The 23,677-nt window shown below is 68.2% G+C and carries 16 protein-coding genes; 14 read left to right on the top strand and 2 right to left on the bottom strand.

What is annotated here, in order from left to right:
* The first annotated feature begins 84 nt into the window (after nt 1-84).
* From K8556_RS39790 to xerC, 9 genes are all read left to right on the top strand, one after another.
* The gene (locus K8556_RS39790; RefSeq protein WP_370639938.1) at nt 85-1,554 is read left to right on the top strand and encodes an AgmX/PglI C-terminal domain-containing protein; all 1,470 of its coding nucleotides are present in this window, start codon (nt 85-87) and stop codon (nt 1,552-1,554) included.
* Between the two features lie 59 nt (nt 1,555-1,613).
* Nucleotides 1,614-2,249, top strand: a complete 636-nt coding sequence (locus K8556_RS17920; protein ID WP_223741293.1) for an outer membrane beta-barrel domain-containing protein — start codon at nt 1,614-1,616, stop codon at nt 2,247-2,249.
* Nucleotides 2,246-3,859, top strand: a complete 1,614-nt coding sequence (locus K8556_RS17925; protein WP_223741294.1) for a hypothetical protein — start codon at nt 2,246-2,248, stop codon at nt 3,857-3,859. Before K8556_RS17920 ends, K8556_RS17925 begins: the two co-directional genes overlap by 4 nt.
* On the top strand, nt 3,856-7,128 hold the full coding sequence (locus K8556_RS17930; RefSeq protein ID WP_223741295.1) for a tetratricopeptide repeat protein: 3,273 nt from the start codon (nt 3,856-3,858) through the stop codon (nt 7,126-7,128). The genes K8556_RS17925 and K8556_RS17930 overlap by 4 nt, the downstream gene beginning before the upstream one ends.
* A complete protein-coding gene (locus tag K8556_RS17935) occupies nt 7,119-7,622 on the top strand; it encodes a hypothetical protein (protein WP_223741296.1) in 504 nt (167 codons plus the stop codon). Before K8556_RS17930 ends, K8556_RS17935 begins: the two co-directional genes overlap by 10 nt.
* Nucleotides 7,619-8,257, top strand: coding sequence for a hypothetical protein (locus K8556_RS17940; protein WP_223741297.1), 639 nt, complete (start codon nt 7,619-7,621; stop codon nt 8,255-8,257). Before K8556_RS17935 ends, K8556_RS17940 begins: the two co-directional genes overlap by 4 nt.
* On the top strand, nt 8,257-10,158 hold the full coding sequence (locus K8556_RS17945) for a tetratricopeptide repeat protein (protein ID WP_223741298.1): 1,902 nt from the start codon (nt 8,257-8,259) through the stop codon (nt 10,156-10,158). Before K8556_RS17940 ends, K8556_RS17945 begins: the two co-directional genes overlap by 1 nt.
* 88 nt (nt 10,159-10,246) lie before the next feature.
* Entirely contained in the window at nt 10,247-10,960 is a 714-nt protein-coding gene (locus tag K8556_RS17950; RefSeq protein WP_223741299.1) for a laminin G domain-containing protein, read from the top strand.
* Nucleotides 10,961-11,363: 403 nt separating this feature from the next.
* Nucleotides 11,364-11,849: a tyrosine recombinase XerC gene (gene xerC / locus K8556_RS17955; protein WP_223741300.1), complete on the top strand. Its 486-nt coding sequence runs from the start codon at nt 11,364-11,366 to the stop codon at nt 11,847-11,849.
* A 354-nt stretch (nt 11,850-12,203) separates the two neighbouring features.
* On the opposite strand, the gene K8556_RS17960 is transcribed toward xerC, so the two are convergent.
* Together K8556_RS17960 and K8556_RS17965 are read right to left on the bottom strand one after the other, a co-directional pair.
* On the bottom strand, nt 12,204-12,527 hold the full coding sequence (locus tag K8556_RS17960; RefSeq protein ID WP_223741301.1) for a DUF3644 domain-containing protein: 324 nt from the start codon (nt 12,525-12,527) through the stop codon (nt 12,204-12,206).
* 30 nt (nt 12,528-12,557) lie between these two features.
* On the bottom strand, nt 12,558-14,249 hold the full coding sequence (locus tag K8556_RS17965) for a hypothetical protein (RefSeq protein ID WP_223741302.1): 1,692 nt from the start codon (nt 14,247-14,249) through the stop codon (nt 12,558-12,560).
* Nucleotides 14,250-14,389: 140 nt separating this feature from the next.
* On the opposite strand from K8556_RS17965, the gene K8556_RS17970 reads away from it, so the two are divergent.
* The 5 genes from K8556_RS17970 to K8556_RS17990 all read left to right on the top strand — a co-directional run bounded on the left by K8556_RS17970 (nt 14,390) and on the right by K8556_RS17990 (nt 23,570).
* On the top strand, nt 14,390-15,892 hold the full coding sequence (locus K8556_RS17970) for a sigma-54-dependent Fis family transcriptional regulator (RefSeq protein ID WP_223741303.1): 1,503 nt from the start codon (nt 14,390-14,392) through the stop codon (nt 15,890-15,892).
* A gap of 67 nt (nt 15,893-15,959) precedes the next feature.
* Nucleotides 15,960-19,364, top strand: a complete 3,405-nt coding sequence (locus tag K8556_RS17975; RefSeq protein ID WP_223741304.1) for a DEAD/DEAH box helicase family protein — start codon at nt 15,960-15,962, stop codon at nt 19,362-19,364.
* On the top strand, nt 19,361-20,872 hold the full coding sequence (locus tag K8556_RS17980) for a class I SAM-dependent DNA methyltransferase (protein WP_223741305.1): 1,512 nt from the start codon (nt 19,361-19,363) through the stop codon (nt 20,870-20,872). Before K8556_RS17975 ends, K8556_RS17980 begins: the two co-directional genes overlap by 4 nt.
* A complete protein-coding gene (locus K8556_RS17985; RefSeq protein WP_223741306.1) occupies nt 20,869-22,074 on the top strand; it encodes a restriction endonuclease subunit S in 1,206 nt (401 codons plus the stop codon). Before K8556_RS17980 ends, K8556_RS17985 begins: the two co-directional genes overlap by 4 nt.
* Nucleotides 22,071-23,570 carry an ATP-binding protein gene (locus K8556_RS17990; RefSeq protein ID WP_223741307.1) on the top strand — a complete coding sequence of 500 codons (1,500 nt, stop codon included), beginning with the start codon at nt 22,071-22,073 and terminating at the stop codon, nt 23,568-23,570. The genes K8556_RS17985 and K8556_RS17990 overlap by 4 nt, the downstream gene beginning before the upstream one ends.
* Nucleotides 23,571-23,677 lie beyond the last annotated feature (107 nt).

Genomic DNA, 23,677 nt, shown 5'->3' on the forward strand with positions numbered 1-23,677 from the left:
CCCTCGGCCTCGAAGCCGGCTCCTGCTCCCGCCGTTCCCGCGGGCACCGTCCCCTCCACCCGGCGCCGTCCTCCTTCGGAGGCCATGCCCAGCCTCCTCGTCGCGGACGACCTGCTCGCGGACGTGGACACGGACGTCGCCGCGCCCACCTCCGGCCCCCTCGTCCTCGACGCGGCCCCGGCCAGCCGCCCCACGCACGCGCCGAAGATCGGCCCGGGCAAGGGCGCGGCCCAGCTCTACCTGGAGCTGTACTGGGGCGCCGTGCGCCGCGACGCGCGCCGCTTCACCCCGGACGCGAAGAAGCCCGTGAAGGCCGCCGTGGACGAGCTGGCCCCCATGCCGCTGTGGGGCTTCTCCCTCCCCGAAGGTGACGACTTCACCCTCGCCGAGTCCGTCAACGGCAACTACCGCCTCTTCGTGCCCCCCGGCACCGACGTGGAGAAGGCGAACGGGGACGGCCGCTTCGCCCCCGTCACCACCGCCGCGCTCGAGTCCGACGGCAGCCGCCGCTTCGTCACCCTGCGCGACGGCGCCGCCGCCCGCCTCACCCAGGGCAAGATGTCGCTCGTCGCCTACGCGGCCCCCGCCCCCGAGCGCATCTTCGTCAACCCGCTCAAGGGCCTGCCCTGGCTGACCCTCTTCTTCCTCGCCATCTTCGGCGGCGGCCTGGGCTGGTTCATCGCCACCCGGCCCCAGGGCCCCGCGACCGCGGACTTCACCCAGAAGAACCTCCCGCCCGTCGCGCTGCGCCTCATCGCCCCCGAGCCCAAGAAGAAGGAAGAGGCGAAGAAGAAGCTCGAGACGCTCAAGAAGAAGGAGCCCGCGAAGGACAAGCCCGTCGTCGCGGAGAAGGCGCCGCCCAAGCCCGTGAAGGAAGTGCAGGTCCCCAAGGCCGTGGCCGCCGCGCCGGAGAGCAAGGCCCTCAAGGCGCTCGCGAAGCTGTCCGCCGCGGGCCCCGCCGCCAACGACCTGCTGGCCGCCGTGGACAAGCTGGGCAGCGGCCCGGGCAGCAAGAACGCCAAGCAGACCAACTACAAGCTCGCGGGCCTCATCGGAAAGGCGCCCATCGCCAACGCGGGCCTGGGCACCTTCGGCCTGGGCGGCGGCGGCAAGGGCGGCGGCGCCACCCTGGGCGCGGAGCTGCTGCGCGGCAAGGGCGGCGGCGGCATTGGCGCGCTCGGCGCGGGCGGCGTGGGCAAGGGCGCGGTGGGCGGCACCGTCACGCGCGCCACCGCGCGCAGCATCTCCTCCACGCAGGGCACCGTGGACCGCGAAGCCGTGGCCAAGGTCATCAACAGCCACCTCAATGAGGTGCACGGCTGCTACGAACGCGCGCTGCTCAAGGACCCCGGCCTCGCCGGCAAGGTGGTGCTGGAGTGGGCCATCGGGCTCAACGGCCGCGTCGCCTCCGCCAAGACGAAGTCCTCCACCCTCCGCAACGCCTCCGTCGAGGCGTGCATCCTCAGCAGCCTGAAGGGCTGGCAGTTCCCAGCCCCCAAGGGCGGCCAGGTCATCATCACGTATCCGTTCCTCTTCAACTCGGTCGGCTACTGACGCGGGGACGCCTCCCCCACCCCACGTCGTTCCCCGCCTCCTGACAGGAAAAAGTCCCCGTGCGATTCCTCCTGCTCTCCCTCCTGTGCCTGGTGCCCGGCCTCGCGCGCGCCCAGGCCGAGGAACTCGAGAACCCCGGCACCGTCTCCGCGGTGCAGGACCGTCTCTTCCGCATGCACCACGAGCTCTCGCTCGGCGTGGGCGTGCTGCCCGCGGACGCCTTCTACAAGGGGCTCATCGGCACCGTCGGTTACACGTACCACTTCAGCGACACCGTCGCGTGGCAGGTGGGCCGCGGCACGTACAGCTACAACGTGCAGACCAGCCTGCGCCGCCAGTTGGAGCGCGACTTCGACGCGGCCCCCACCGCCACCGCCTTCGAGGACCAGGTGCAGTGGATGGTGGGCAGCGACCTCATGTGGAGCCCGCTGTACGGCAAGACGTCCTTCCTCAACGCCAACGTCCTGCACTTCGAGGTCTTCCTGCTGGCCGGCGGCACGGTGGTGAAGGTGGACCGCAGCGACGGCTTCCGCCCCGCCGTCAACCTGGGCCTGGGCGTGCGCCTGTTCTCCAGCCAGAACGTGTCCTTCCGGCTGGACGTGACCAACAACACCGTCTTCGCGGGCGCGTCGCGCATCATCAACGTGCCCACCGTGCAGATTGGGACGGCCTTCAACTTCGGCGCCACGGAATGACGTCACGCCCCCTCATCGTCGCCGCGCTCGCCAGCGCCGCGCTCCTCGTGTCCCCGACGGTCGCCCGGGCGGCGCCGGACGCGGGCACGCTGCCCATGCCACCCCCACCGGCCGCCGCCGCGAAGGCCGCGGGCGCCCCCACGGACGCGGGCACCCCCGGCCCCACGGACGCGGGCACCGCCGCCGGCACGCCCGCGCCCGCCAGGGCCGCCGTCGCGGAGGCGCCTCCGCCCCCGCCGCAGAAGGTGCCGCCGGAGACCTTCGACAACGCGCTCAAGGCCTACTTCGACGGCAAGCCGCGCGACGCCGCGGGCCCGCTGTACGCGTGGCTCCAGGCCACGCCCCGCACGGATGACAACTACGCGTGGGGCCAGTACTTCCTCGCGCGGAGCCTCATCGACCTGGGTCTCACGCACGCGGGCGCCACGTACCTGGCGCGCATCGCGCGCGAGCGCTCCAACCCCAACGTGCTGCCGCGCGCGCTGGACGCGCTCAAGGGGCTGACGGACCGGCCGCACGACGAGGTGATGATCGACGAGCAGGTCTTCGGCGCGCTCGACCTGGGCTTCCTCCCGGACGAGACGGGCGCCTACGCGCACTACCAGCAGGGCCTGGTGGACCTGCGCGTGGGCAACGAGCGCTGGGCCAACACGCACTTCTCCAAGCTGCCGGAGACCAGCGCCGAAGCGAGCCGCGCGAAGTTCGCGCTGCTCGTCACCCGGCTCAAGCAGGTGAAGGATCCGCCGGAGGAGATGGTGAAGGACTTCCTCGGCCTGTCCCAGGACGAGAAGCTCACCCGCGAGGCGCGCAACGAGGCGGCGCTCGCGGTGGCCCGCCTGCGCTACGAGAAGAAGGACTTCACCGGCGCGCTGGACGCGTACAGCAAGGTGAAGCTGCCGGAGCTGGACCCCGGCCGCGCCAGCCTCTACCTGGAGGAGGCGTGGACCCGCTACAAGCTGGGCGACCTGCGCGCGGCGCTGGGCATCCTCACCACGCTGGACGCGCCGTCCTTCCGCGATGAGTTCATGCCGGACAAGTACCTCTTGCGCGCGCTCATCTTCCGCGACCTGTGCCACTACCTGCCCGCCAAGCGCGCGGCGAAGGAGCTGACGCGCCGGTACGCGGACTCGCTGGAGTCCGTGCGCAACCGCGAGGACCTGAGCCAGGACGTGCGCCTGCGCCGCGCCGCCAACGCGCACGGCGGCACCCAGCGCGCCGCGAAGTTCGTGGCCCTGCTGGACCTGGAGGGCGAGCGCCTGGGCCGCTACGCCGGCAGCTTCGGCGACCGGCTCTTCGGGCACCTGACGCGCGTCTACGATTTGTCCCACGCGGAGGCCGTGCGCGTGTACGACGCGCGGCTGCAGGACGCCGTGCGCCAGGAGGCGGACACGCTCCTGCGCGCCGCGGAGCAGGTGCGCCTCATGGAGTACGAGGTCGGCCTCAAGCTGTACGAGCGCGTGAAGAAGGGCGCGCAGGTGGTGGCGGCGCAGGAGGAAGAGCTGCTGTCGCCCGCGCAGGTCGCCTTCAAGTTCGACAACGAATACTGGAACGACGAGCTCAAGTCCTACCGGGTCCGCATCGAGAGCCGTTGCATCGAGGAAACCCCATGACCGGCCCGTTCACCGGCCTCATCACCGCCGCGCTGCTCGCGGCCGCGGCCCCCGGCCCTGGCGGCCGTATCGGGCCCAACACCAACCCCATCGTGTCCAAGGCGAAGGAGCGCGAGGAGCTCATCGCCAAGCTCAAGCGCGACATCTTCAAGGTGGACCGCGCCATCGGAGAGACGGAGAAGCTCATCTCCAAGAGCCGCAACGCCCCGTACCTGCCGGACCTGCAGTTCCGGCTGGCGGAGCTCTACGTGGAGAAGAGTCGCTACGTGTACTACCTCCAGGCGGAGTCCCGGCCGGAGGGCGCCACGGGCGCCATCGTCTCCCCGGAGACGCGCCTGATGAAGCAGAAGGCGGTGCAGATGTACTACCGCCTGCTGCGCGAGTACCCGGACTTCAAGGACGGGGACCAGGTGACGTTCTACCTGGCGCACGAGCAGCGCGAGCTGGGCCAGTTCGACGAGATGCTCAAGACGCTGGGGGACCTGACGCGCAAGTACCCCAACAGCCCGCTGCGCCTGGAAGCCGAACAGATCCTGGGCGACCACTTCTTCGACAAGGCGGACCTGGTCGAGGCGGAGAAGCACTACCAGGCCATCCTGGAGCTGCCGCCGTCGCCGGTGCACGACCTGGCCCGCTACAAGATGGGTTGGATCCGCGTGAACCAGGCCAAGCACGCGGAGGCCGTCACGTTCTTCGAGGCGGCGGCCGCCAGCGCGCCCCTGCCCGGCGTGGACGTGAAGAAGGCGCTCAACGTCAAGCGCGAGGCCCTGCTGGACCTGGTCTACAGCTACACGGAGGCCAAGCCCCCCAAGGGCGCGCTCAACTACTTCGAGAAGCTCAGCGACAGCCGCGCCACGTACGCGCTCGCGCTGGACAAGCTGGGCAACCGCTACTTCATCAAGCAGCAGTACGAGTGGGCCATCCCCACGCTGCGCAAGCTGATGGAAGTGCAGCCCGACCCGGAGATGGACCTGGAGCGGGCCCAGAAGCTGTACGACTCGCTCAAGGCCGCCAAGGGAAAGGTGAGCCCGGAGCCGGAGGACATCCGCTTCCTGGTGCGCGCCGCGGTGCAGAGCAAGACGGACCCGGAGATGTCGGAGTCCGACCGCAAGAAGCAGCTCGCGGAGACGGAGGAGATGGCGCGCGACCTGTCCACGCAGGTGCACCTGGCCGCGCAGAAGGCGGACTCGCGCGAGCTGTACCTGAAGGCCGCGGACGCCTACCGCGAGTACCTGGGGCTGTTCCGGCCGGAGCAGTACGTGCGGCCCATCATGAAGAACCGCGCGGACGCGCTCTTCGCCGCCAGGGAGTTCCCGGAGGCCGCGCGCCAGTTCGAGGAGCTGGCCCGCTACGAGGACAAGGCGAAGGACGGCAAGGCCGTGGACACCGCCATGTACGGCGCGCTCCTGGCCCACTTCTCCACGCTCAAGCCGGAGGAGGCGCAGAAGCGCAACGCCTTCGAGGTGGCGGACGCGCGGCAGGCGCTGAAGCTGCTGGGCGCCTCCTACGTGTCGCGCTTCCCGCAGAGCCCGCATGTGCTGGACGTGAAGTTCAACATCGCGCGCGCCTACTACGAGGACGGCGAGTACCCGAAGGCGGCGGAGCTGTTCACCGCGTTCGCGCTGGCGCACCCGCAGTACAAGGACGCGCCGGTGGCGGGCAACCTGGCCCTGGACAGCCTGCGGCAGGTGAACGACTTCAAGAAGCTGGACGAGACAGGCCGCAAGTTCCTCGCGTCCGCGCTGCCGTCCGGATTCCGGGGTGAGGTGCAGAAGATCCTCACCCAGAGCAAGGCCGAGGCCCTGGACGAGCTGGCCCTGCAGAGCGCGCAGGAGACGGGCGACGTCATCGAAGGCCTGATGAAGGTCGCGGACGAGAACAAGAACAGCGACATCGGCGAGAAGGCGCTCTACGGCGCGTTCACCGCCGCGCGCGAGAAGCGCGACCTGCCGCGCGAGCGCGAGCTGGGCGCGAAGCTGGCGCAGTCCTACCCCAAGAGCCAGTACCTGTCGGACGTGCTCCTGACGCTGGGCCGGCACGCGGCGGAGGCCGCGGCCTTCAACGAGGCGGCCGGCTGGTTCGAGCAGGTGGGCCAGAAGCTGACGGGCGACCTGGCGTCGGTGGACGGCTGGATGGCCGGCGCCCGCCTGCGCATCGCGCTGGGTGAGTACAAGGAAGCGTCCCGCAACCTGGAGACGGCGGCGGAGGCCGCGGGCGCGCGCAAGGGCGAGGTGCTGGCGCTGCTCGCCGAGACGCGCCTGAAGCAGAAGGACTACGCGCGCGCGAAGACGGCGGCGGAGACCGCGCTCAAGCTGGACAAGAACAACGTGGCCGCCGCGGCGGTGCTCGCGGAGGTGCAGGCCACCACCGCGCCCACCGCTCCGCCGGACGCGCTCATCTCCACCCTCACCGCCGCGGTGCAGGGCCCCAACGGCCAGACGGAGGAAGCGGCCAAGGGGCTCTGGTACCTGGGTGAGATCCTCTACCGCGGCTACAAGGACCTGCCGGCGGACAAGGTGGAGGAGAAGGTCGCCGCGCTCCAGGCCATGGAGGGCGTGTACACGCAGGCCGCGTCGCTCGGGTATCCGGAGTGGGCGGTGGCGTCGCTGTGGAAGATCGCCCTGGCGTACGGCCACATCGCGGACGTGGTGGACCAGACGCCGGTGCCCGGCGGGCTGTCCGCCGCGGAGACGAAGCAGTTCCAGGACGCGGTGAAGCAGCAGGTGGGGCCGCTCAAGGCCCGCTCGGACGAAGCCTTCAAGGCCTGCCTGTCCCGCGCGGAGTCGCTGGAGGTCTTCAACGCGGCGGTGGTGGGTTGCCGCAACCGCACGGACGTGGCCGCGCTGCCGGTGCCGCAGCCGGCCGCGCCCACGCAGCCCGCGGCGCTGGAGGACCTGCGCAAGAAGGCGGAGAAGGTGCTCACCGCGGAGGCGCTGGAGGCCCTGGGCATGGGCTACCTGGACGCGCACCAGTACGGCATGGCGCAGTTGACGTTCGGGCGCGTGACGGAGCTGCAGGACACGCGCGCGTCCGCGCACGCGGCGCTGGGCTGGGCCATGCTCAACCTGGGGGATGCCATGGGCGCCCGCGCGGCGTACGCCAAGGCGCTGGAGGCGGACCCCACCTACGACAAGGCCCGCCTCAACCTGGCCGCGCTGCGCTGCCGCTTCGGCGACACGGACGGCGCGCGCCGCGAGCTGGCCGTGCTCAAGGACATGGGCACGCTCAACGGCCCGGACGTGGACGCGGGGTGGAAGGCATGCAAGTGAGCGCGCCCCTCCGCCGCATCGCCCCGGTGCTGTTCGCGCTCGTCGCCACCGCGTGTGGTGAGGAGGGCGGCCGGGTGGAGGGCAGCGTGTCGGAGCTCATCGACCTGCGCTACCAGCGCACGGAGGCGGCCCTGGCGGAGGGCACGCTGGCGGTGAGCTTCGTCAGCACGCAGGGCAGCGGGCAGGACGTGGTGTTGAAGGTGAGCGCGCGGGTGGCGGACATGCTGCCGGACAACGAGTACGCGGGCTCGCTGGACATCGACCTGGCGGAGGCGCTGGAGGACGGCTCGCAGCGGGGCAGCGTGGACCGCAGCGTGCTGGATGAGCCGGTGCGTCCCTTCCCGCCGCTCGTGCGCGGCAACCTCTTCGTGAAGTCCCTTCCGAAAAACACCGGGGACCGGGTGTCGGGCGAGTTCAACGTCACGTTCACCAACGGCACCGACGTCTACTCCGGCCGGACCCTCTTCAGCCGTTTCGAGGCCATCGCTCCATGAAGCGCCACCTGCTCCTCAGCCTGTCCCTCCTGACCGCCGCCTGCGGCCCGAGCTACGGCATGCGCGTGCCGGACGCGCTGGTGAAGAAGCTGCCGTACGAGACGCGCATCGAGCTCCTGGAGGCGGAGAACGACCTGGCGCTGGCCATCGACCGGGTGGACGAGGCGGACAACGAAATCAACCGCGCGCGCGACAACATCCGCCGCGCGAAGTCCCGCCAGGAGGCCGCCGAGGACGAGGAGGACCGCGCGCAGGACGCGGCGTCCCGCGAGGTGGCGCAGTTGGCCATCGCGGAGTCCGAGGCCCGCGTGGAGTACCTGCGCGCGCACCAGCGCCTCAACGTGGGGCTGCGCGAGGTGGAGCAACTGTCGCTGCGCTGCGCGTTCGCCCGCTTCGAGCTGGCGCGGCTGACGGCGGCGCGCAAGGCGAAGGTCCAGGGCAGTGAGCGCCTGGAGCCGAAGGATTTCGAGGAGCAGGTGTCCGAGTGCGAGGCCGCCGTGAAGGAAGAGCGCGCGAACCTCGGGGGGGACACGAAGGAAGCGCAGGCGGCGAAGGAGGCGTGGGAGGCGAAGAAGGCCGCCCTGGCCAAGAAGACCTTCGACGCGCGCGCCAGCCCGTACGTGGAGAACCTGTGATGACGAAAGCCGGAGTCCTTCTCCTCCAGTTGTTGACGGCCCAGGCTCCCGCTCCGGAGGCACCTCCGCCGGAGAAGCCCGCCGCGCGCGCGGACAAGCTCCCGGACGACCCGGACGCGCTCTACAAGCTGGGCACGGCCTTCCTGTCGCAGAACCAGCCGCGCCGCGCGGTGGCGCCGCTGACGAAGCTGGTGGGGCTCACGCCGGACGGCGTGCCCGCGAAGGTCGCGCTGGCGCGGGCGCTGCGGCTGTCCGGGGACGTGCCCAAGGCCAAGGCGGTGCTGGACGCGGCGCTGGCGGCCTTCCCGGAGGAGGCCACGCTGCGCTCGGAGCGCGGCCTGCTGGCGCGCATCCAGGACGACACGGACGAGGCCATCACCCAGTACTCCGTGGCGACGGAGCTGTCGCCCAAGGACGCGGAGCTGCGCTTCAACCTGGGCGAGGTGCTCCAGCGCGCGAACCGCACGGACGACGCCATCGAGGCGTACCGCGAGGCGCTGAAGCTGGACGGCGGGCTCCAGGTGGCGCGGGTGAACCTGGGCAAGGCGCTGGCGGAGAAGGGGCTGGCCGCGGAGGCGAAGGAGACGCTGCGCGAGGCCATCCGTCAGAAGGACAGCGACGCGGAGGCGCACTACAACCTGGGCGTCGTGCTGATGCGGGAGAACGACGTCACGGGCGCGTTCGCGGAGTACCAGGCGGCGCTGAAGGCGGACCCGAGGCACGCGCGCGCGCAGAACAACCTGGGCGTGGTGCTGGACGGCCAGGGCAACGCGCGCAAGGCGGCGGAGGCGTTCCAGAAGGCCATCACGTTGGACCCGAAGTACGCGGAGGCGCACTTCAACCTGGGGCTCGCGTGCTTCCAGTTGGGGGAGAACGCCCGGGCGACGAAGGCCTTCGAGAAGGCGCTGCTCTTGGAGCCCCGCCGCGCGAGCGGCCCGTACACGCAGTTGGGCCAGTTGTACCTGGCGCAGGGCAAGAAGACGCAGGCGGTGTCCGCGTTCCAGAAGGCCATCGAGAAGAGCGCCGACGACGGCAAGAAGACGACGGAGGCCTACCAGGGCCTGGCGCGCGCATATCTGGAGCTGGGCAAGGTGGACGACGCGCTGGCCACGCTGAAGACGGCGGTGGAGACCTTCCCGGACGAGCCCGGCGTGCGCGCGGGCTACGGCGACGCGCTCAAGGCCAAGGGTGACCTGGACGGCGCCATCGCGCAGTACTCGGCCTGCGTGAAGCTCCAGCCCACGGTGGAGAACCGGCTGATGCTGGCGGAGGCGTACGCGAAGAAGCACGTGGGCGCCCAGGCGCGGCCCCTCTACGAGGCCGTGCTCCAGGAGGACCCGAAGCACCGCGCGGCGAAGCTGGGCCTGGCGGACCTGCTGCTCGCGATGGGCGACTACGCGGCGGCGGAGAAGCTGCTCACGCCCGCGGCGGGCGAAGAGGCGGACACGGCGGCGCTGGCGCGGCTGGGCATCCTGCACTCGCGGCGCGGCCGGCCGGACCTGGCGGTGCCGGAGCTGGAGGCGGTGGTGGCGAAGGACCCCGCGCAGTTGGAGGCCCGCGCGGAGCTGGGCTTCCTGTACCTGCGCGGCGGTGACGACACCAGGGCGCTCCAGGTGCTGAGCGACGTGCTGGCGGTGGAGCCGCGCAACTCGCTGGGCCTGCTGTACCTGGGGCACACGCTGTACCGGCAGGGCAAGCTGCCGGAGGCGGAGAAGGCGTTCCGGGGCGCGTCGCAGGTGGACGCGAGCGCCGGCGAGCCGCACTTCGCGCTCGCGCAGCTCCTGGAGGCCACCAACCGCAAGCCCGAGGCGAAGAAGGAGTACGAAGCCGCGGTGAAGTTGCAGCCAGACCATGCGGACGCGAAGTCCGCGCTGCAGAAGCTGGCCGTCGACGTGCCGTGACGTGCGCGGCGGGGAAGCCTTCCCGCTGCCCCAGGGGTTGAGTCCGTGCTGGAGTGGCACGCTCACGCAGTCCCTGGGGAGGTACGTCATGAAGGTGCGGATGGGATTCGCCGCGGTATTGCTGCTGGGCCCGCTGACGGCGGGCGCGGTGAGCCAGAAGCTGCGTTACAAGTTCGAGTCGGTGTCCGACCCGGTGACCACCGTGGTGGACGACAGCGGCAAGGGCCACACGGGCACCGTGCAGGCGTCCAACGGCGGCACCGTGACGGTGGAGGCCGCGGGCTACGAGGGCCAGGGCGTGCGCTTCCCCGCCGTCTGTGTCGGGACGACGTGCGCGAAGGCGTTCATCAGCGCGGCGGACTCCGTGTCGCTCAACCCGGGCACGGCGCTGTTCTCCTTCGGGGCGCGCGTGCGGGTGACGCTCGCGGAGCTGAGCACGGACCACGGCTCCAACCTGGTGCAGAAGGGGCTCTCCTCCACGCCCCAGTGGAAGCTGCAGTTGGACGACGCGGTGACGGGCAAGCCGAGCTGCGTGGTGCGCACCACCGGCGGCGCGGACGCTGTCATCGTCAAGTCGTCCGTGGGCATCGCGGATGGCGTCTGGCACAAGGTGACGTGTCAGCGCACCAGCACCACGTTGACCATCCTCATCGACAACGTGGCCCGGGGCAGCGCGCTGCTCGCCAGCACCTACGACATCAACCCCACGGGCCAGTCCGTCGGCATCGGGGCCAAGAGCGCGGGGAACAACAACGACCAGTTCCACGGCGCCATCGACGAGGTGTACTTCAACCTGGATTGAGTCCGGGGCTATTCGCGCGAGCGCATGAGGGCGTCCGGCAGCGGAGGCCCCGTGGACGTGGGACGCGGTGACTCCGGGAGCGTCCGGCCGAAGGGGGGTAGCGCGCCTCCGCGTGGACGCCGAAGGACTCGCCTCCGGCGCTCGCCAGCAGCACGAGGTCGTCGTCGGGGCTCGTGCCCGCGGGCAGGCCCATCAAGGCGTATCTGCGAGGTCGGCAAAGAACGCGGTCCCGCCGCGAGCGGGCCTTGCTTTCGCACGTGAAGGAAGCCGTCATCCCCGCTTGGCGGCATACGTCGAGTCGATCCGCCGCGCGCTCCGCACGCTGATGGAGCGCGAACAGAAGGTGCTCCTGCGCGTGACGGGCGAACACCGCGCCGGCTGACGTGACCACGTCCCCTTCGCGATGGCGCTCGGCAGGGGGCTTCACGCGCACGAGTTCGTCGCGCTCAACGTCGGCGACATCTTCGACGACGCCGGGCGCGTGCGGCGCCGCCTCGCGCCGCGCGTGTTCAAGGGTGACGGACGTGGCGGCGACGACGGCCAGGAGGTGCTGCTCCCCGAAGGGCTGCGCGCCAAGCTCGCAAAGCTCCGGGCGTGGAAGACCGGCGAGGGCGAGAGCCTCGACCGCGCCGCCCCTCTCTTCGTCAGCCAGCGAGGCGCTCGGCTCTCGACGCGACAGCTCCGGCACGCCTTCGGCGTCTGGCAGGAGCGCGCGGGCTTCGGGCGGCACGTGAGCCAGCATGCGCTCCGCCACACGGCGGTGTCCGGTATCTACGCGCTGTCGAAGGACCTGTGGCTCACGCAGCGCTTCGCCCGGCACCGGAGCGTCGTCACCACGATGGTCTACACCGACCCGACCGACGACGACCTCTCGCGCGCCGTCGAGTAGCTGCGCTGCTGACTCCCCGCAGCGGGGCTCTCGAGCTACTTGCAAGTCGATAGTGACCAGCGCGCTCGGCGTGCCCGCTGTTTCTGGACGCTCGCTTCGCCGCGTCGGCCCCGTTCATTTCCCTGAAACGACCCCTATCGGCAGGGGCTCCCTGGCACCACGCCCGGCGCGAGCGGCGCCACGAGAATTTGCCCTCCCCCCGGGGGCAATCATCGACGCGCGGTGCGGGCCGATCCCCGCGAGTCACGGCGGAGTGCCCACGGAAAGCGGCCATCGTCTCGGTGGCGTTCGCGCTCCGCCCCGCGCGCCAAGTCGGCGAGAACGCGTTCTCGCGTTCGCCTGTGATGGCCGCTTTCAACCGGAAGCGGCGGTGTCCCGGTGCGCGTCGAGGATCGAGAGGGTGGCGCGCTCGTCCTTCGTGATCAGTTTCAGCTCCTCTTCGGCCACCGCGAGGCACTTGTCGAGGCCGAACGTGTTGCGGGCAGCCTTGTCGTGGATGCGACGCCCGCGTTGGAGGATCGCCGCCTTCAACACGAACTTGAATGCGTTATGGAGCAGCATCGGGACCGCGTGCGCTCGCGCCGTGTAGGTGGGGCGGCTGAACAGCGCGATCCCCAAGGTGAGAGAATCGATCGACCCCTCGAGCAAGGGCTGAACATCGCGGCGGAACTTGGGCATCGCGTGCAGTCTCCTACGAGCCGATTAGTCTCACGCGGCCTCCCCGCCGCCGGGAAGCGAACACACCGCCGCGTCGAACGAGCCCTTCGGCAGAGCGATCGGGCTCTTGATCTCGATGGCCTCGTCGCTCACCTCGACGTTCAGCGCCGTCAGCGTGCTGCGCGCGTTCCGCAGGAGCAGGTCGAGCTTCTTCTGCGCCTTGCGGATCTCTTCGCTGATGCCGTCGATGTTCTTGCGGATGTTCTCACTGTGCTTTTCCATCTTTTCGAGGCGCACAAGCTCGTCTTCAATGCGCTTCTCGATGTCGCGCAGGGCGGTGATGTCGCCTTCGTCACCGACGGTCTTGGTGCGCGTGACGAGACCGACTCCGAGCAGCACCGCCGCGTGAAGGTAGGCATCCGTCAGTGGGTCCTGGTCATCCCACACGACGAGCACGTTGTTTCCGAAGCGGGCGAAGCGCGGGAACGCGTCGCTGGCGTGCGACCGCGCCATCACAAAAACGCCCGCCGCCGCGTCGCGGTTCTTGCGGGCGGCTTCGAGTTCGTCGAGCGCCTTCTGCACCGAGTAGCTCGCGTCGCGCTTGGCTTCGAAGACGACGCCCGCACCTGCGAAGGCGCTCTCCTGGGTGAAGCGCACCACGGCGTCACCCTTCTTGCTGCGGCCCATGCCCGCCGCGGCACCGGTCGCGTCGAACACGCACGGGGCCCCCTGCGTCGCGCTCCGCACGAAGGCCAGCACCGCGTCTTCGAACACCAGCCCGCCGCGCGTGGTCTTCAGTTCATGCGTGCGCTTGGTCTCGATGCGCACCAGCGCCTCGCGCACCTCCTTCTCGAACTGCACCTGCCGCTCTTCCTGGCGCTTCACAAGGGCGAGCTGCGATGCCGACTGCTCCTGCAGCAACTTCGAAAGGCTGGCCTTCAGAATCGCCATCGGCGAGGCGGGGTCTTCGGGATTCACGGCGGACAAGACCGCGCGGCGCGAGCGCTCCGTCTCGCGCACGAGGCGACTCAGGAGTGACTGCTCGTCGTTGGCGTCGAGCGCGGCGAGGGCCGCCGAGAGCTGTCTCTGGCGGTCTTCGTTGGCGCCCTTCAGCTCCTCGCGCAGACTCTTGAGGAAGCGCGCCACCGCCCCGTCCTCGGCAAGAGGATCGAGCGCGCGCACCAGCTCGGCGTGACCATCACCCATGACAGCGCGGAGCTGTGCCTCGAGTATCTTCACGAGACCGGTGCTGTCGGTGGGGGAGAGCTTCTTGAAGAGCGGACTGCTCTCGCCCACCTGCTTCGCCAGCGTCTCGGCAAGCACGCTGCCCTGAGGGCCGAGGAACTTCTGGAGCTGCCGCGCCAGGACGCCCTGGTCGTCGACGAACGCCGAGAGGCGCTGGGTGACCTGGCCGTCCGTCGGGTCGAAGAAGCGCGTGAGCACCGCGCCGATCGTCTGCTGCTGCTGCTCGACGTAGACCCTGAGCTGCTTGTCGATGTCGCCGAGGAGCGCCGTGCCGACATCCTTGAGCTTCGCCTCCTGCGCAGCCTTGTGCGCGTTGGCGAGGGCACGCAGGCCGATGGCCCACGCGTCGCGCGCGAGCTGGTCGCGCGCGGGCTCGTCGAGATCGCCGAACAGCGCGATGCTGTCGGGGCGGCGATCACGTAGGTCAAGAGCCACCTCCTCAGTGGCGAAGAGAACGGAGACAGACAGGGGCTCGATGCGGTTCTTGTTCGTCATCATGCCAGGCTCCATTGCAGCCGCCGGGCCAAAAGGCTGGATCGTGCCCCGCGCCCTCGTGGTGGCGTCTCTTCGATGGTTTACGGCTATTGTGGTCGACAAGACCTCTTGTTGTACCGTAAGCGTTCTTGTATCCTCCGCAGATGCGCAGCATCCTCGTCGCCTGGCTCGGAAAGACCGATCTCCGAGCGCCCACCGAGAGTGAGTCAGTGGGCCAGGGGCCGATCGCGCAGGCGCTCACCAGCCGCGACTTCGAGGAGGCCTTCCTCCTCTCCGACTACGACAACCATCTCGTCCAGCCCTACCTCAAGTGGCTCAAAGGCCGCACGAAGACGCGCGTCGAGGTCCTACCGCACAAGCTCTCGGGCCCTACCAACTTCGGCGAGATCTACGAGGCCGCCGTACGCAGCGTGGAGCACGCCCTCGGCAAGGCCAAGGACGCGCAGCTCTCTTTTCACCTTTCGCCCGGCACGCCCGCGATGGCCGCGGTGTGGATCATCCTCGGAAAGACCCGCTTCCCCGCCGAGCTCATCGAGTCGTCGCGCGAGCACGGTGTCCGTACCGCCTCGGTGCCCTTCGACCTCTCGGCCGAGTTCCTGCCGGACCTTCTCCGTGAGCAGGACGAGCGCCTGAAGCAGGGCTCCACCGGCGCACCGCCCGATGCGCCCGAGTTCGCTGACATCATCCACAAGAGCCGCGTGATGAGTCGGCTCATCGAGCGTGCCCGCCGCGTCGCCGTCCGCAGTGTGCCGGTGCTCATCGAGGGCGAGTCGGGCACCGGCAAAGAGCTGCTCGCCCGAGCCATCCACCGGGCCAGCCCCCGTCGCGACAGGACCTTCATCGCCGTCAACTGCGGCGCCATTCCCCCCGAGTTGGTCGAGTCGGAGCTGTTCGGCCACAAGAAGGGTTCCTTCACGGGCGCGAGCTCGGACCGCAAGGGCCACTTCAGGGAGGCTGACGGCGGCACCCTCTTCCTCGACGAGTTGGGCGAGCTGCCGAGGCCCGCGCAGGTGAAGCTGCTGCGCGCCATTCAAGAGGGCGAGATCGTGCCCCTCGGCGAGAGCAAGCCCGTGAAGGTCGACGTGCGCATCGTCGCCGCCACCAACCGCACGCTGACCGAGGAGATCGCCTCGGGTCGGTTCCGCGAAGACCTCTTCTACCGGCTGGCGGTGGCCGTCTTGAAACTCCCGCCGCTCCGCGAGCGCCAGGGTGACGTGGGCATGCTCATCGACCACCTGCTCGTCCAGGTGAACCGCGAGGCCCAGGGCGATCCTGGCTTCACTGAGAAGAGACTTTCTGCGGGCGCAAGGAACCTTCTTCTCTCGCATCCCTGGCCCGGCAACGTCCGCGAGCTGGGCAACACCCTGCGCCGCGCCGCCATCTGGAGCGTTGGTGCCTCCATCTCGTCGGAGGACGTGCGCGAAGCGCTCCTTCCAGTGGCCACCAGCACGCGGCCGGAGGTGCTCGGGCGCCCGCTGGGCAGCGGCTTCAACCTCCGAGAGTTGTTGAAAGAAGTCGCCCGCCACTACCTCGAGCGCGCGATGGACGAAGCGCAGGGCAACAAGACGAAGGCGACGGAGCTGGTGGGCTTGCCGAGCTACCAGACGTTGACCAACTGGCTGAAGACCTACGAGGTGCAGGGCTGATGGCACGTTCATTGAAAAGCGGCCCTGCATGCTCGGGAGCGCCGCGCGAAGAGAGGAGGTCCCGTTCATGAAGTCCGCGAACTTCGAGTTCCTGCGGGCCCGTCGCGCGGTGCTGGCCGATCTCGCCGGCTTCGCCGAGCGCTATGCCCACGAAGACCCCGCGAGCTCGCTCATCAAGCAGCGCAGCTTCGTGGGGCACGCGGTCGCGGCCATTTACGAGATCTATCGCCTGCGCCCGCCGTACTCCGACAACCTGAACGATCTGATGAACGAGACCGCCTTTCGGCAGGCGGTGCCCGAGGTCGTCCAGAACAAGCTCCACGCCGTGCGCAAAGCGGGCAACCACGCCGCGCACCCGCGACGGCCCATCACGAGCCAGCTCTCTCTGGGGTGCTTGGCGCAGCTCTTCGACATCGCTCGCTGGTTCTTCGTGCAGCTCGATGGCGGCACGCTCGAGGCCACGCCGAAGTACACGCCGCCGCCGCCCGAGCCGGTGAACGCGGCGAAGACGAAGGACGCCCTTGAGAAGCTGCGCCTCGCGGAGGCCAAGTACGAGTCCGTCCTCAAGCGTCTCGACGAGGAGACCAAGAAGCGGCTCGAGGCCGAACGCGCCGCAACGGAAGCCACGCGCACCGCCGAGGCGAACGCGAGCGATCTGACCAAGCTCCGTGAGGCGGGCCAGAAGGTCGCCTCGGCCCTCGAGTTCAACGAGGCCACCACGCGCCGTCGCCTCATCGACCAGGCGCTGCTCGCGGCGGGTTGGAATATCGGCATCGATGGGAGCAGCACCGACCAGGTGAAGCAGGAGCTGAAGCTCACCGGTCTGCCCACGCGGAGCGGCGACGGCTTCGCCGACTACGTGCTCTACGGCGACGACGGCAAGCCTCTGGCGGTCATCGAGGCGAAGAAGACCGCCAAGGATGCCCGCGCAGGAGGCGAGCAGGCGCGCCAGTACGCCGACGCGCTCGAGAAGGCGACCGGCGTGCGCCCCGTCGTCTTCTTCACCAACGGCATCGACGTCTTCCTGTGGGACGACGCGCAGGGCTACCCGTACCGCAAGGTCTACGGCTTCTACTCAAAGGACAGCCTCGAGTACCTGGTCCACCAGCGCACGGGAAAGAAGTCGCTCGCCCACGTTGAGCCGAACCTCGCCATCGCAAACCGCATGTACCAGCTCGAAGCGGTCAAGCGCGTGTGCGAGCGCTTCACCGGCAACTTCCGCAAGGCTCTCGTGGTGCAAGCCACCGGCACCGGCAAGACGCGCGTCGCCATCTCGCTCTGCGACGTGCTGATGCGCGCGGGCTGGGTGAAGCGCATCCTCTTCCTCTGCGACCGCAAGGAGCTGCGTCGCCAGGCCGACCGCGTCTTCAAGGAGTTCATGCCCGGTGAGCCGCGCGTGATTGTCGACGCCTCGACGGCCAACGATCGTGACAAGCGCATCTATCTCGCGACCTATCCGGCGATGATGAAGGCCTACGAGGACTTCGACGTCGGCTTCTTCGACCTCATCATTGCCGACGAGTCGCACCGCAGCATCTACAAGAAGTTCCGCTCGCTCTTTCAGTACTTCGACGCGCTGGAGGTCGGACTCACCGCGACTCCGGTGAAGTTCATCGAGCGCAACACCTACGAGCTGTTCGCCTGCGAGAATAGCGACCCCACGTCGGCCTTCGACTTCCAGCAGGCCATCGAATCCAAGCCGGCTTACCTGGTGCCGTTCCGGGTGATGCAGGTCAGCACCAAGTTCTCACGCGACGGCTTCCGCTACTCGCAGATGACCGCCGAGCAGCGAGCAGAACTCGAAGACCAGGACCCGCAGGCTCAGGCCATCGACTACGCCAGCGATGACCTCGACAAGTACTTCTTCAACAAGGACACCACGCGCGCCATCTGGCGCTCGCTTATGGAGGGCGGCATCCGCGAGGCGACCGGCCAGCACGTCGGCAAGAGCATCGTGTTCGCGCGTAACCACTTACACGCGGTGCATCTCGCCGAGGTCTTTAGCGAGCTCTACCCGCAGTACGGATCGGCCTTCTGTCGCGTGATCGACAACCAGGAAGCGAAGGCGGACCAGCTCATCGACGACTTCAAGAACCCCGAGAACGAGCTGACCATCGCCATCTCCGTCGACATGCTCGACACCGGCATCGATGTGCCCGAGGTGGTGAACCTGGTGTTCGCCAAGCCGGTGAAGTCGTACGTGAAGTTCTGGCAGATGATTGGTCGCGGCACGCGCCTGCGCAAAGACCTGTTCGGCCCGGACAAGGACAAGACCGAGTTCCTCATCTTCGACCACTGGCAGAACTTCTGGTTCTTCGACGAGAAGTACAAAGAGGCGCAGCCCGCCCCGCAGAAGTCGCTGCTCCAGCACCTTTTCGAGGCGCGCGTGGAGCTGCTCCAGACGGCCATCGACAAGATGGACGAGGCCGCCATCGGGATCGCAGAGCAGCAGATCCTCGGCGACATCCGTGCGGTGCAGGGCACGAACGCCATCGACGCCCGCGACAAGTGGAAGGAGCTGACGCAGCTCGGGGACAGCGACCGCGTCCACCATTTCGCTGCGGCCACCAAGGCCGATCTGTTGTCGATCGTCGCCCCTCTGCAGCATCTCCGGAGCATCCGAGGCGACGAAGACGCGTACCGCTTCGACCTCTTGCTCACCCGCCTCCAGGTGGAGCTGCTCAAGGGTGGCCCGAGCGCGCCGAAGGTGCAGGACCTAAAGGGCCGCGTCGAAGAGGCTGTGGAGCTGCTCGGCAAGAACCTCCAGCCGGTGAAGGCCAAGGCCGAGTCCATCAAACAGGTGCGCGACAAGGACTTCTGGAGCGTCGTCGAGGTTCAGCACCTCGAAGGGCTGCGGAGCGAGCTGCGCTCGGTGATGAAGTACCAGCAGCTCCCCACGACAACGAGGGTGGCGCCGCAGGTCTTCGACGTGACCGACGATGGCCATGTCGCGCAGGCGTACATCCCGAAGCTCGAAGGGCTCGACCTCGTCGAATACCGTACGCGCGTGGAGAAGGTGCTGAAGGAGCACTTCGCGGGTGACCCGGTCTTGCAGCGCATCCGTGCCGGACAGGCGGTGCAGGAGGCCGAGCTGGAAGCCCTGGCGCGCCTCGTCCTTTCGGTCGACGACAAGGCCAACATCACGCACCTCGCCGGGCACGCCCCCGAGACCCGGCGCTCGCTGCTCTCGGTGTTCCGTGGGATCGTGGGCCTCGAAGCGGAGGCGGTCGAGAAGGCCTTCACCGCCTTCGTCCACAAGCACCCGCGCCTATCGTCGCAGCAGCTTCGCTTCCTGCAAGTGCTGCAGAACTACATCACACAGAACGGCGGCATCGAACTCGAGCGCCTGTACGAGCCGCCGTTCACCACCCTCCACGCCGAGAGCATGGACGGCATCTTCGACGACAAGGAAGACGTCGATGAGCTGCTGGCCATCTTGAGCGTCTTCGAGCCGAAACGAGTGAGTGCATGAGTACCCTGTCCACGCAGCAGAAGAGCGACATCGACAAGCTCTGGACCGAGTTCTGGACCGGCGGCATAACCAACCCGCTCACCGTCATCGAGCAGATCTCGTTCCTCATGTTCGCGCGGCTCCTCGACGTGATGGAGACCACCGGCGAGCGCAAGGCTGAGCGCACCAAGAGGGAGTTCCACGGTCGCTTCAAGGGCGCGACCGACCCGCGCCGCTGGAAGAACTTCAAGCAGAAGGACGCGGCCGAGATGCTCCGCGTGGTGCGCGACGAGGTCTTCCCGCATTTCCGCAAGCTCAACGGCGGCACTACCTTCGCCGAGTACATGCAGGACGCGCAACTCATGATTCAGAAGCCAAGCCTCTTGGTCTCGGCGGTGAACATGATCGACAATCTGCCCATCACCGACGGCGACGCAAAGGGCGATCTCTACGAGTACCTGCTCTCCAAGCTCACCACGGCGGGCATCAACGGTCAGTTCCGCACGCCCCGCCACATCATCCGCTTCATGGTGGAACTGCTGGAGCCCAAGCCTACCGAGACCATCGGAGACCCGGCCTGCGGCACGGCGGGCTTCCTCGTCGAGACGATGCAGTACCTCCTCAAGGAGCACACCTCGCCGCAGGGCCGCCTCAAGGGCGAGAACGGCGAGGTCATCTACACCGGCGACAAGCTGGAGCCGTACCGCGCGCACATCCAGAGCGGCATGTTCCACGGCTTCGACTTCGACGCGACCATGCTCCGCATCGCGTCGATGAACCTGATGCTCCACGGCGTCGACAACCCGGACATCCACTACCAGGACACGCTGTCGAACAGCTTCCCCGAGAAGTTCGCGAAGCAGTCGACAGGCGGATTCGACGTGATCCTCGCCAACCCACCGTTCAAGGGCAGCCTCGACGAGGGCGACGTTCACCCGACGCTGACGCAGGCGGTGAAGACCAAGAAGACCGAACTGCTCTTCGTCGCGCTCATCCTCCGCATGCTCAAGAAGGGCGGACGGAGCGCGACCATCGTGCCCGACGGTGTGCTGTTCGGGTCGAGCAAGGCGCACACCGCGCTGCGCACCCTGCTGGTGAAGGACAACCAGCTCGAAGCGGTCATCTCGCTGCCCTCCGGCGTGTTCAAGCCGTACGCGGGCGTGTCCACAGCCATCCTCGTGTTCACCAAGGGCGGCAAGACCGAACACGTCTTCTTCTACGACGTCGGCGCGGACGGCTTCTCGCTCGACGACAAGCGCGCCCCTCAGCTCGACAACAACGACCTGCCCGATGCGCTCGAACGCTGGCGGAAGAGGAGTGCGAAGAAGGACGCCGACCGCACTGCCAAGCACTTCATGGTGCCCGTGACGGACATCGAGGCCAAAGACTTCGACCTCTCGATCAACCGCTACAAGGAGCAGAAGCACGAAGCGGTGAAGTACGACCCGCCGAAGAAGATCATCGCCAAGCTGCGAGCGCTCGAAGCGGAGATCGCGAAGGACCTGAGCGAGCTGGAGGCGATGCTGTGATTTGGCCTCGCGTTCCCCTAGGTGAGATTTTCACGATTGCCCGTGGCGGTTCGCCGCGCCCCATCGACGCCTTCATCACGGATGATCCCGACGGCGTGAACTGGATCATGATCGGAGACGCAAGCGAAGGCTCGAAATACATCTCTTCGACGAAGAAGCGGATTCGCAAGGAAGGTGTCTCGCGGTCCCGCACGGTCAAGCCTGGCGACTTTCTTCTGACCAACTCGATGAGCTTCGGCCACCCGTACATCCTCGATACGAGTGGCTGCATTCACGACGGTTGGCTTGTGCTCTCGCCGCAGGACGGCAACGTCAATCAGGACTTCTTCTATCACCTGCTCGGCTCGCCATTGGTTTACGCCGAGTTCGAGCGGCTTGCGGCAGGGGCCGTCGTCAAGAACCTGAACTCAGAGTTGGTACGTGGCGTGAAGGTGCCGCTGCCGCCGCTGGCGGAGCAGCGGCGCATCGCCGACATCCTCGACAAGGCCAACGCCATCCGCCGCAAGCGCAAGGAGGCCATCGCCCTCACCGAGGAACTGCTGCGCTCGGCGTTCCTGGAGATGTTCGGCGACCCGGTGACGAACCCGAAGGGGTGGCCGGTGAAGCCGCTGGGGGACCTGCTTGACGCGATCGACAGCGGCTGGTCACCCGTGTGCGAAGCGCGCCCCGCGAGCGATGATGAATGGGGCGTACTCAAACTCGGAGCTGTCACTTTCGGTCGCTACAACCCCTACGAGACCAAAGCACTCTCCCCTGACCTTTCGCCGGTGCCGGAACTCGAGGTGAGGGCGGGCGACGTCCTGTTCTCGAGGAAGAACACCTACGAACACGTTGCGGCTTGCGTGTTTGTCGCGAACACGCGACCTAAGCTGATGCTGCCGGACCTCATCTTCCGATTTGTGCTGTCGAAAACGAGTGGCCTTCGTCCCGAGACTCTCTGGGCGCTGCTGAGCAACGAGCGCATGCGAAAGAAGCTGCAAGGGCTCGCGGGTGGTACGGCGGGTTCCATGCCTAACATCTCCAAGGAACGGCTCAAGACCGTGAACCTTCCGGTGCCGCCCCTTGCTCTACAGGAGAGGTTCGCAGCAGCAATGAGGGGCAGTGAATCCACTCGCACTGCCTTGGATGCTGCCGCAAGAGAGTCCGAGGTCCTCTTCGACTCGCTCGTCGCCCGCGCCTTCTCAGGAGGTCTCGGCGCATGACGACCTCGCGGCCCTCCGAGTCGCTTGCGTCGCTTGAGGCGCTCATCGCCCAGGGTGAGTCGGAGACCCTCGAGTTCAAGCGCTCGACGGCGGAATTGCGTCGCGCAGGCGAGACGCTGTGCGCGTTCTTGAACGGCGACGGCGGGCAGGTGCTGGTCGGCGTGGGGCCCAAGGGTCAGCTCGTCGGCCAGCAGGTCGCCGACATCACGCTGCGGGACATCGCTGCGACACTCGGCAGAATCGAGCCAGCCGCGCGCATTGAGTTGGACCGCGTCGCGCTGGGGAACGGGATCGAGGTCATCGTATTCTCCGCGCCGTCGTCACGGGCGTTCGTGCCCTTCGTCTATGACGACAAGCCATACAAGCGCGTGGGCTCGACGACGACGACCATGTCGCAGGACGAGTACATGCGGCTGCTGCTCGACCGCAACCACGCGCGTCACCGTTGGGAGAACCAGCCCGCTGAGGGCGTGCGCCTCGAAGACCTCGACCACGAGGAGATCCTCCGCACCCGCGCGAGCGCCATCGAGCATCGACGCCTGTCGGCAGGCACCAGCATGGACGCCTCTGACATCCTTGACCGCCTCGGCCTGCGCATCGACGGGCAGCTCACCAACGCCGCGCAGATGCTCTACGGCACGAAGTTCCTGCCCCGTTACCCGCAGGCGTTGCTCAAGCTCGGGCGCTTTCGCGGCACGAAGATCACCGGCGACATCCTCGACAACCAGCAACTCCACCTGCACGCCTTCGCGATGGTGCGCGAGGCGATCGCGTGGCTCGATCGCACGCTGCCGCTTGCGGCGCGCTTTCCCAAAGGCAGCATCTTCCGGGAGGACCGCCAACCGGTGCCAGCCGAGGCGCTGCGCGAGACGATCATCAACGCGGTCATCCACCGCGACCTGAGCCTCGCGAGCGGCTACGTCGCCATCGCGGTCTTCGACGATCGCATCGAGGTGCGCAGCGTCGGCGATCTGCCGTTCGGCCTACGCGCCGAGCAGCTCTCGGGGGAGCATCCGTCGAAGCCGCGCAACCCGGATCTCGCAGGCGCCTTCCATCGCACGGGCGCCATTGAGGTCTGGGGCCGTGGCACCAACCGTGTCATCGAGGCGTGCCGCGCCTGGGGCATCGAGGCGCCGACGTTCAAGGTCGAGATGGGCGTCACGACGGTCACCTTCCAGGCAGAGATCCGGCCGGGACATGAGGCGGAGCAAGCCGGGACCAAGCTGTCCCAAGCTGTCCCAAGCTCGTCCCAAGCTGTCCTAAGCTCGTCCCAAGTCGAGCTGCTCTCTCAGGCAACGGAACCGAAGACGCTCGCGGAGCTGATGGCCATTGCGCGTCACTCGAACCGTACGCGCTTTCGAGACGAAGTGCTCGCGCCGCTTCTCGACGCGGACCTCCTTGAGATGACGGTGCCCGACAAGCCGAAGAGCCCGAAGCAGCGATACCGAACGACCGCCAAGGGGCGCGAAGCGACGACGCGCGGGGGCACTCCGTGAGCCCGGTTTTCTTTGTCGGTAGGTACCTGCCGAGGGGGCGCTTGAGCCGCAACCTTGGGCATTTGCTGGCAGAACGCCGCAGCTGCGCCTCGGCACCGCATCCCCAC

This window comes from Corallococcus sp. AS-1-12, from assembly GCF_020036995.1.
In the GTDB taxonomy this organism is placed as follows: domain Bacteria; phylum Myxococcota; class Myxococcia; order Myxococcales; family Myxococcaceae; genus Corallococcus.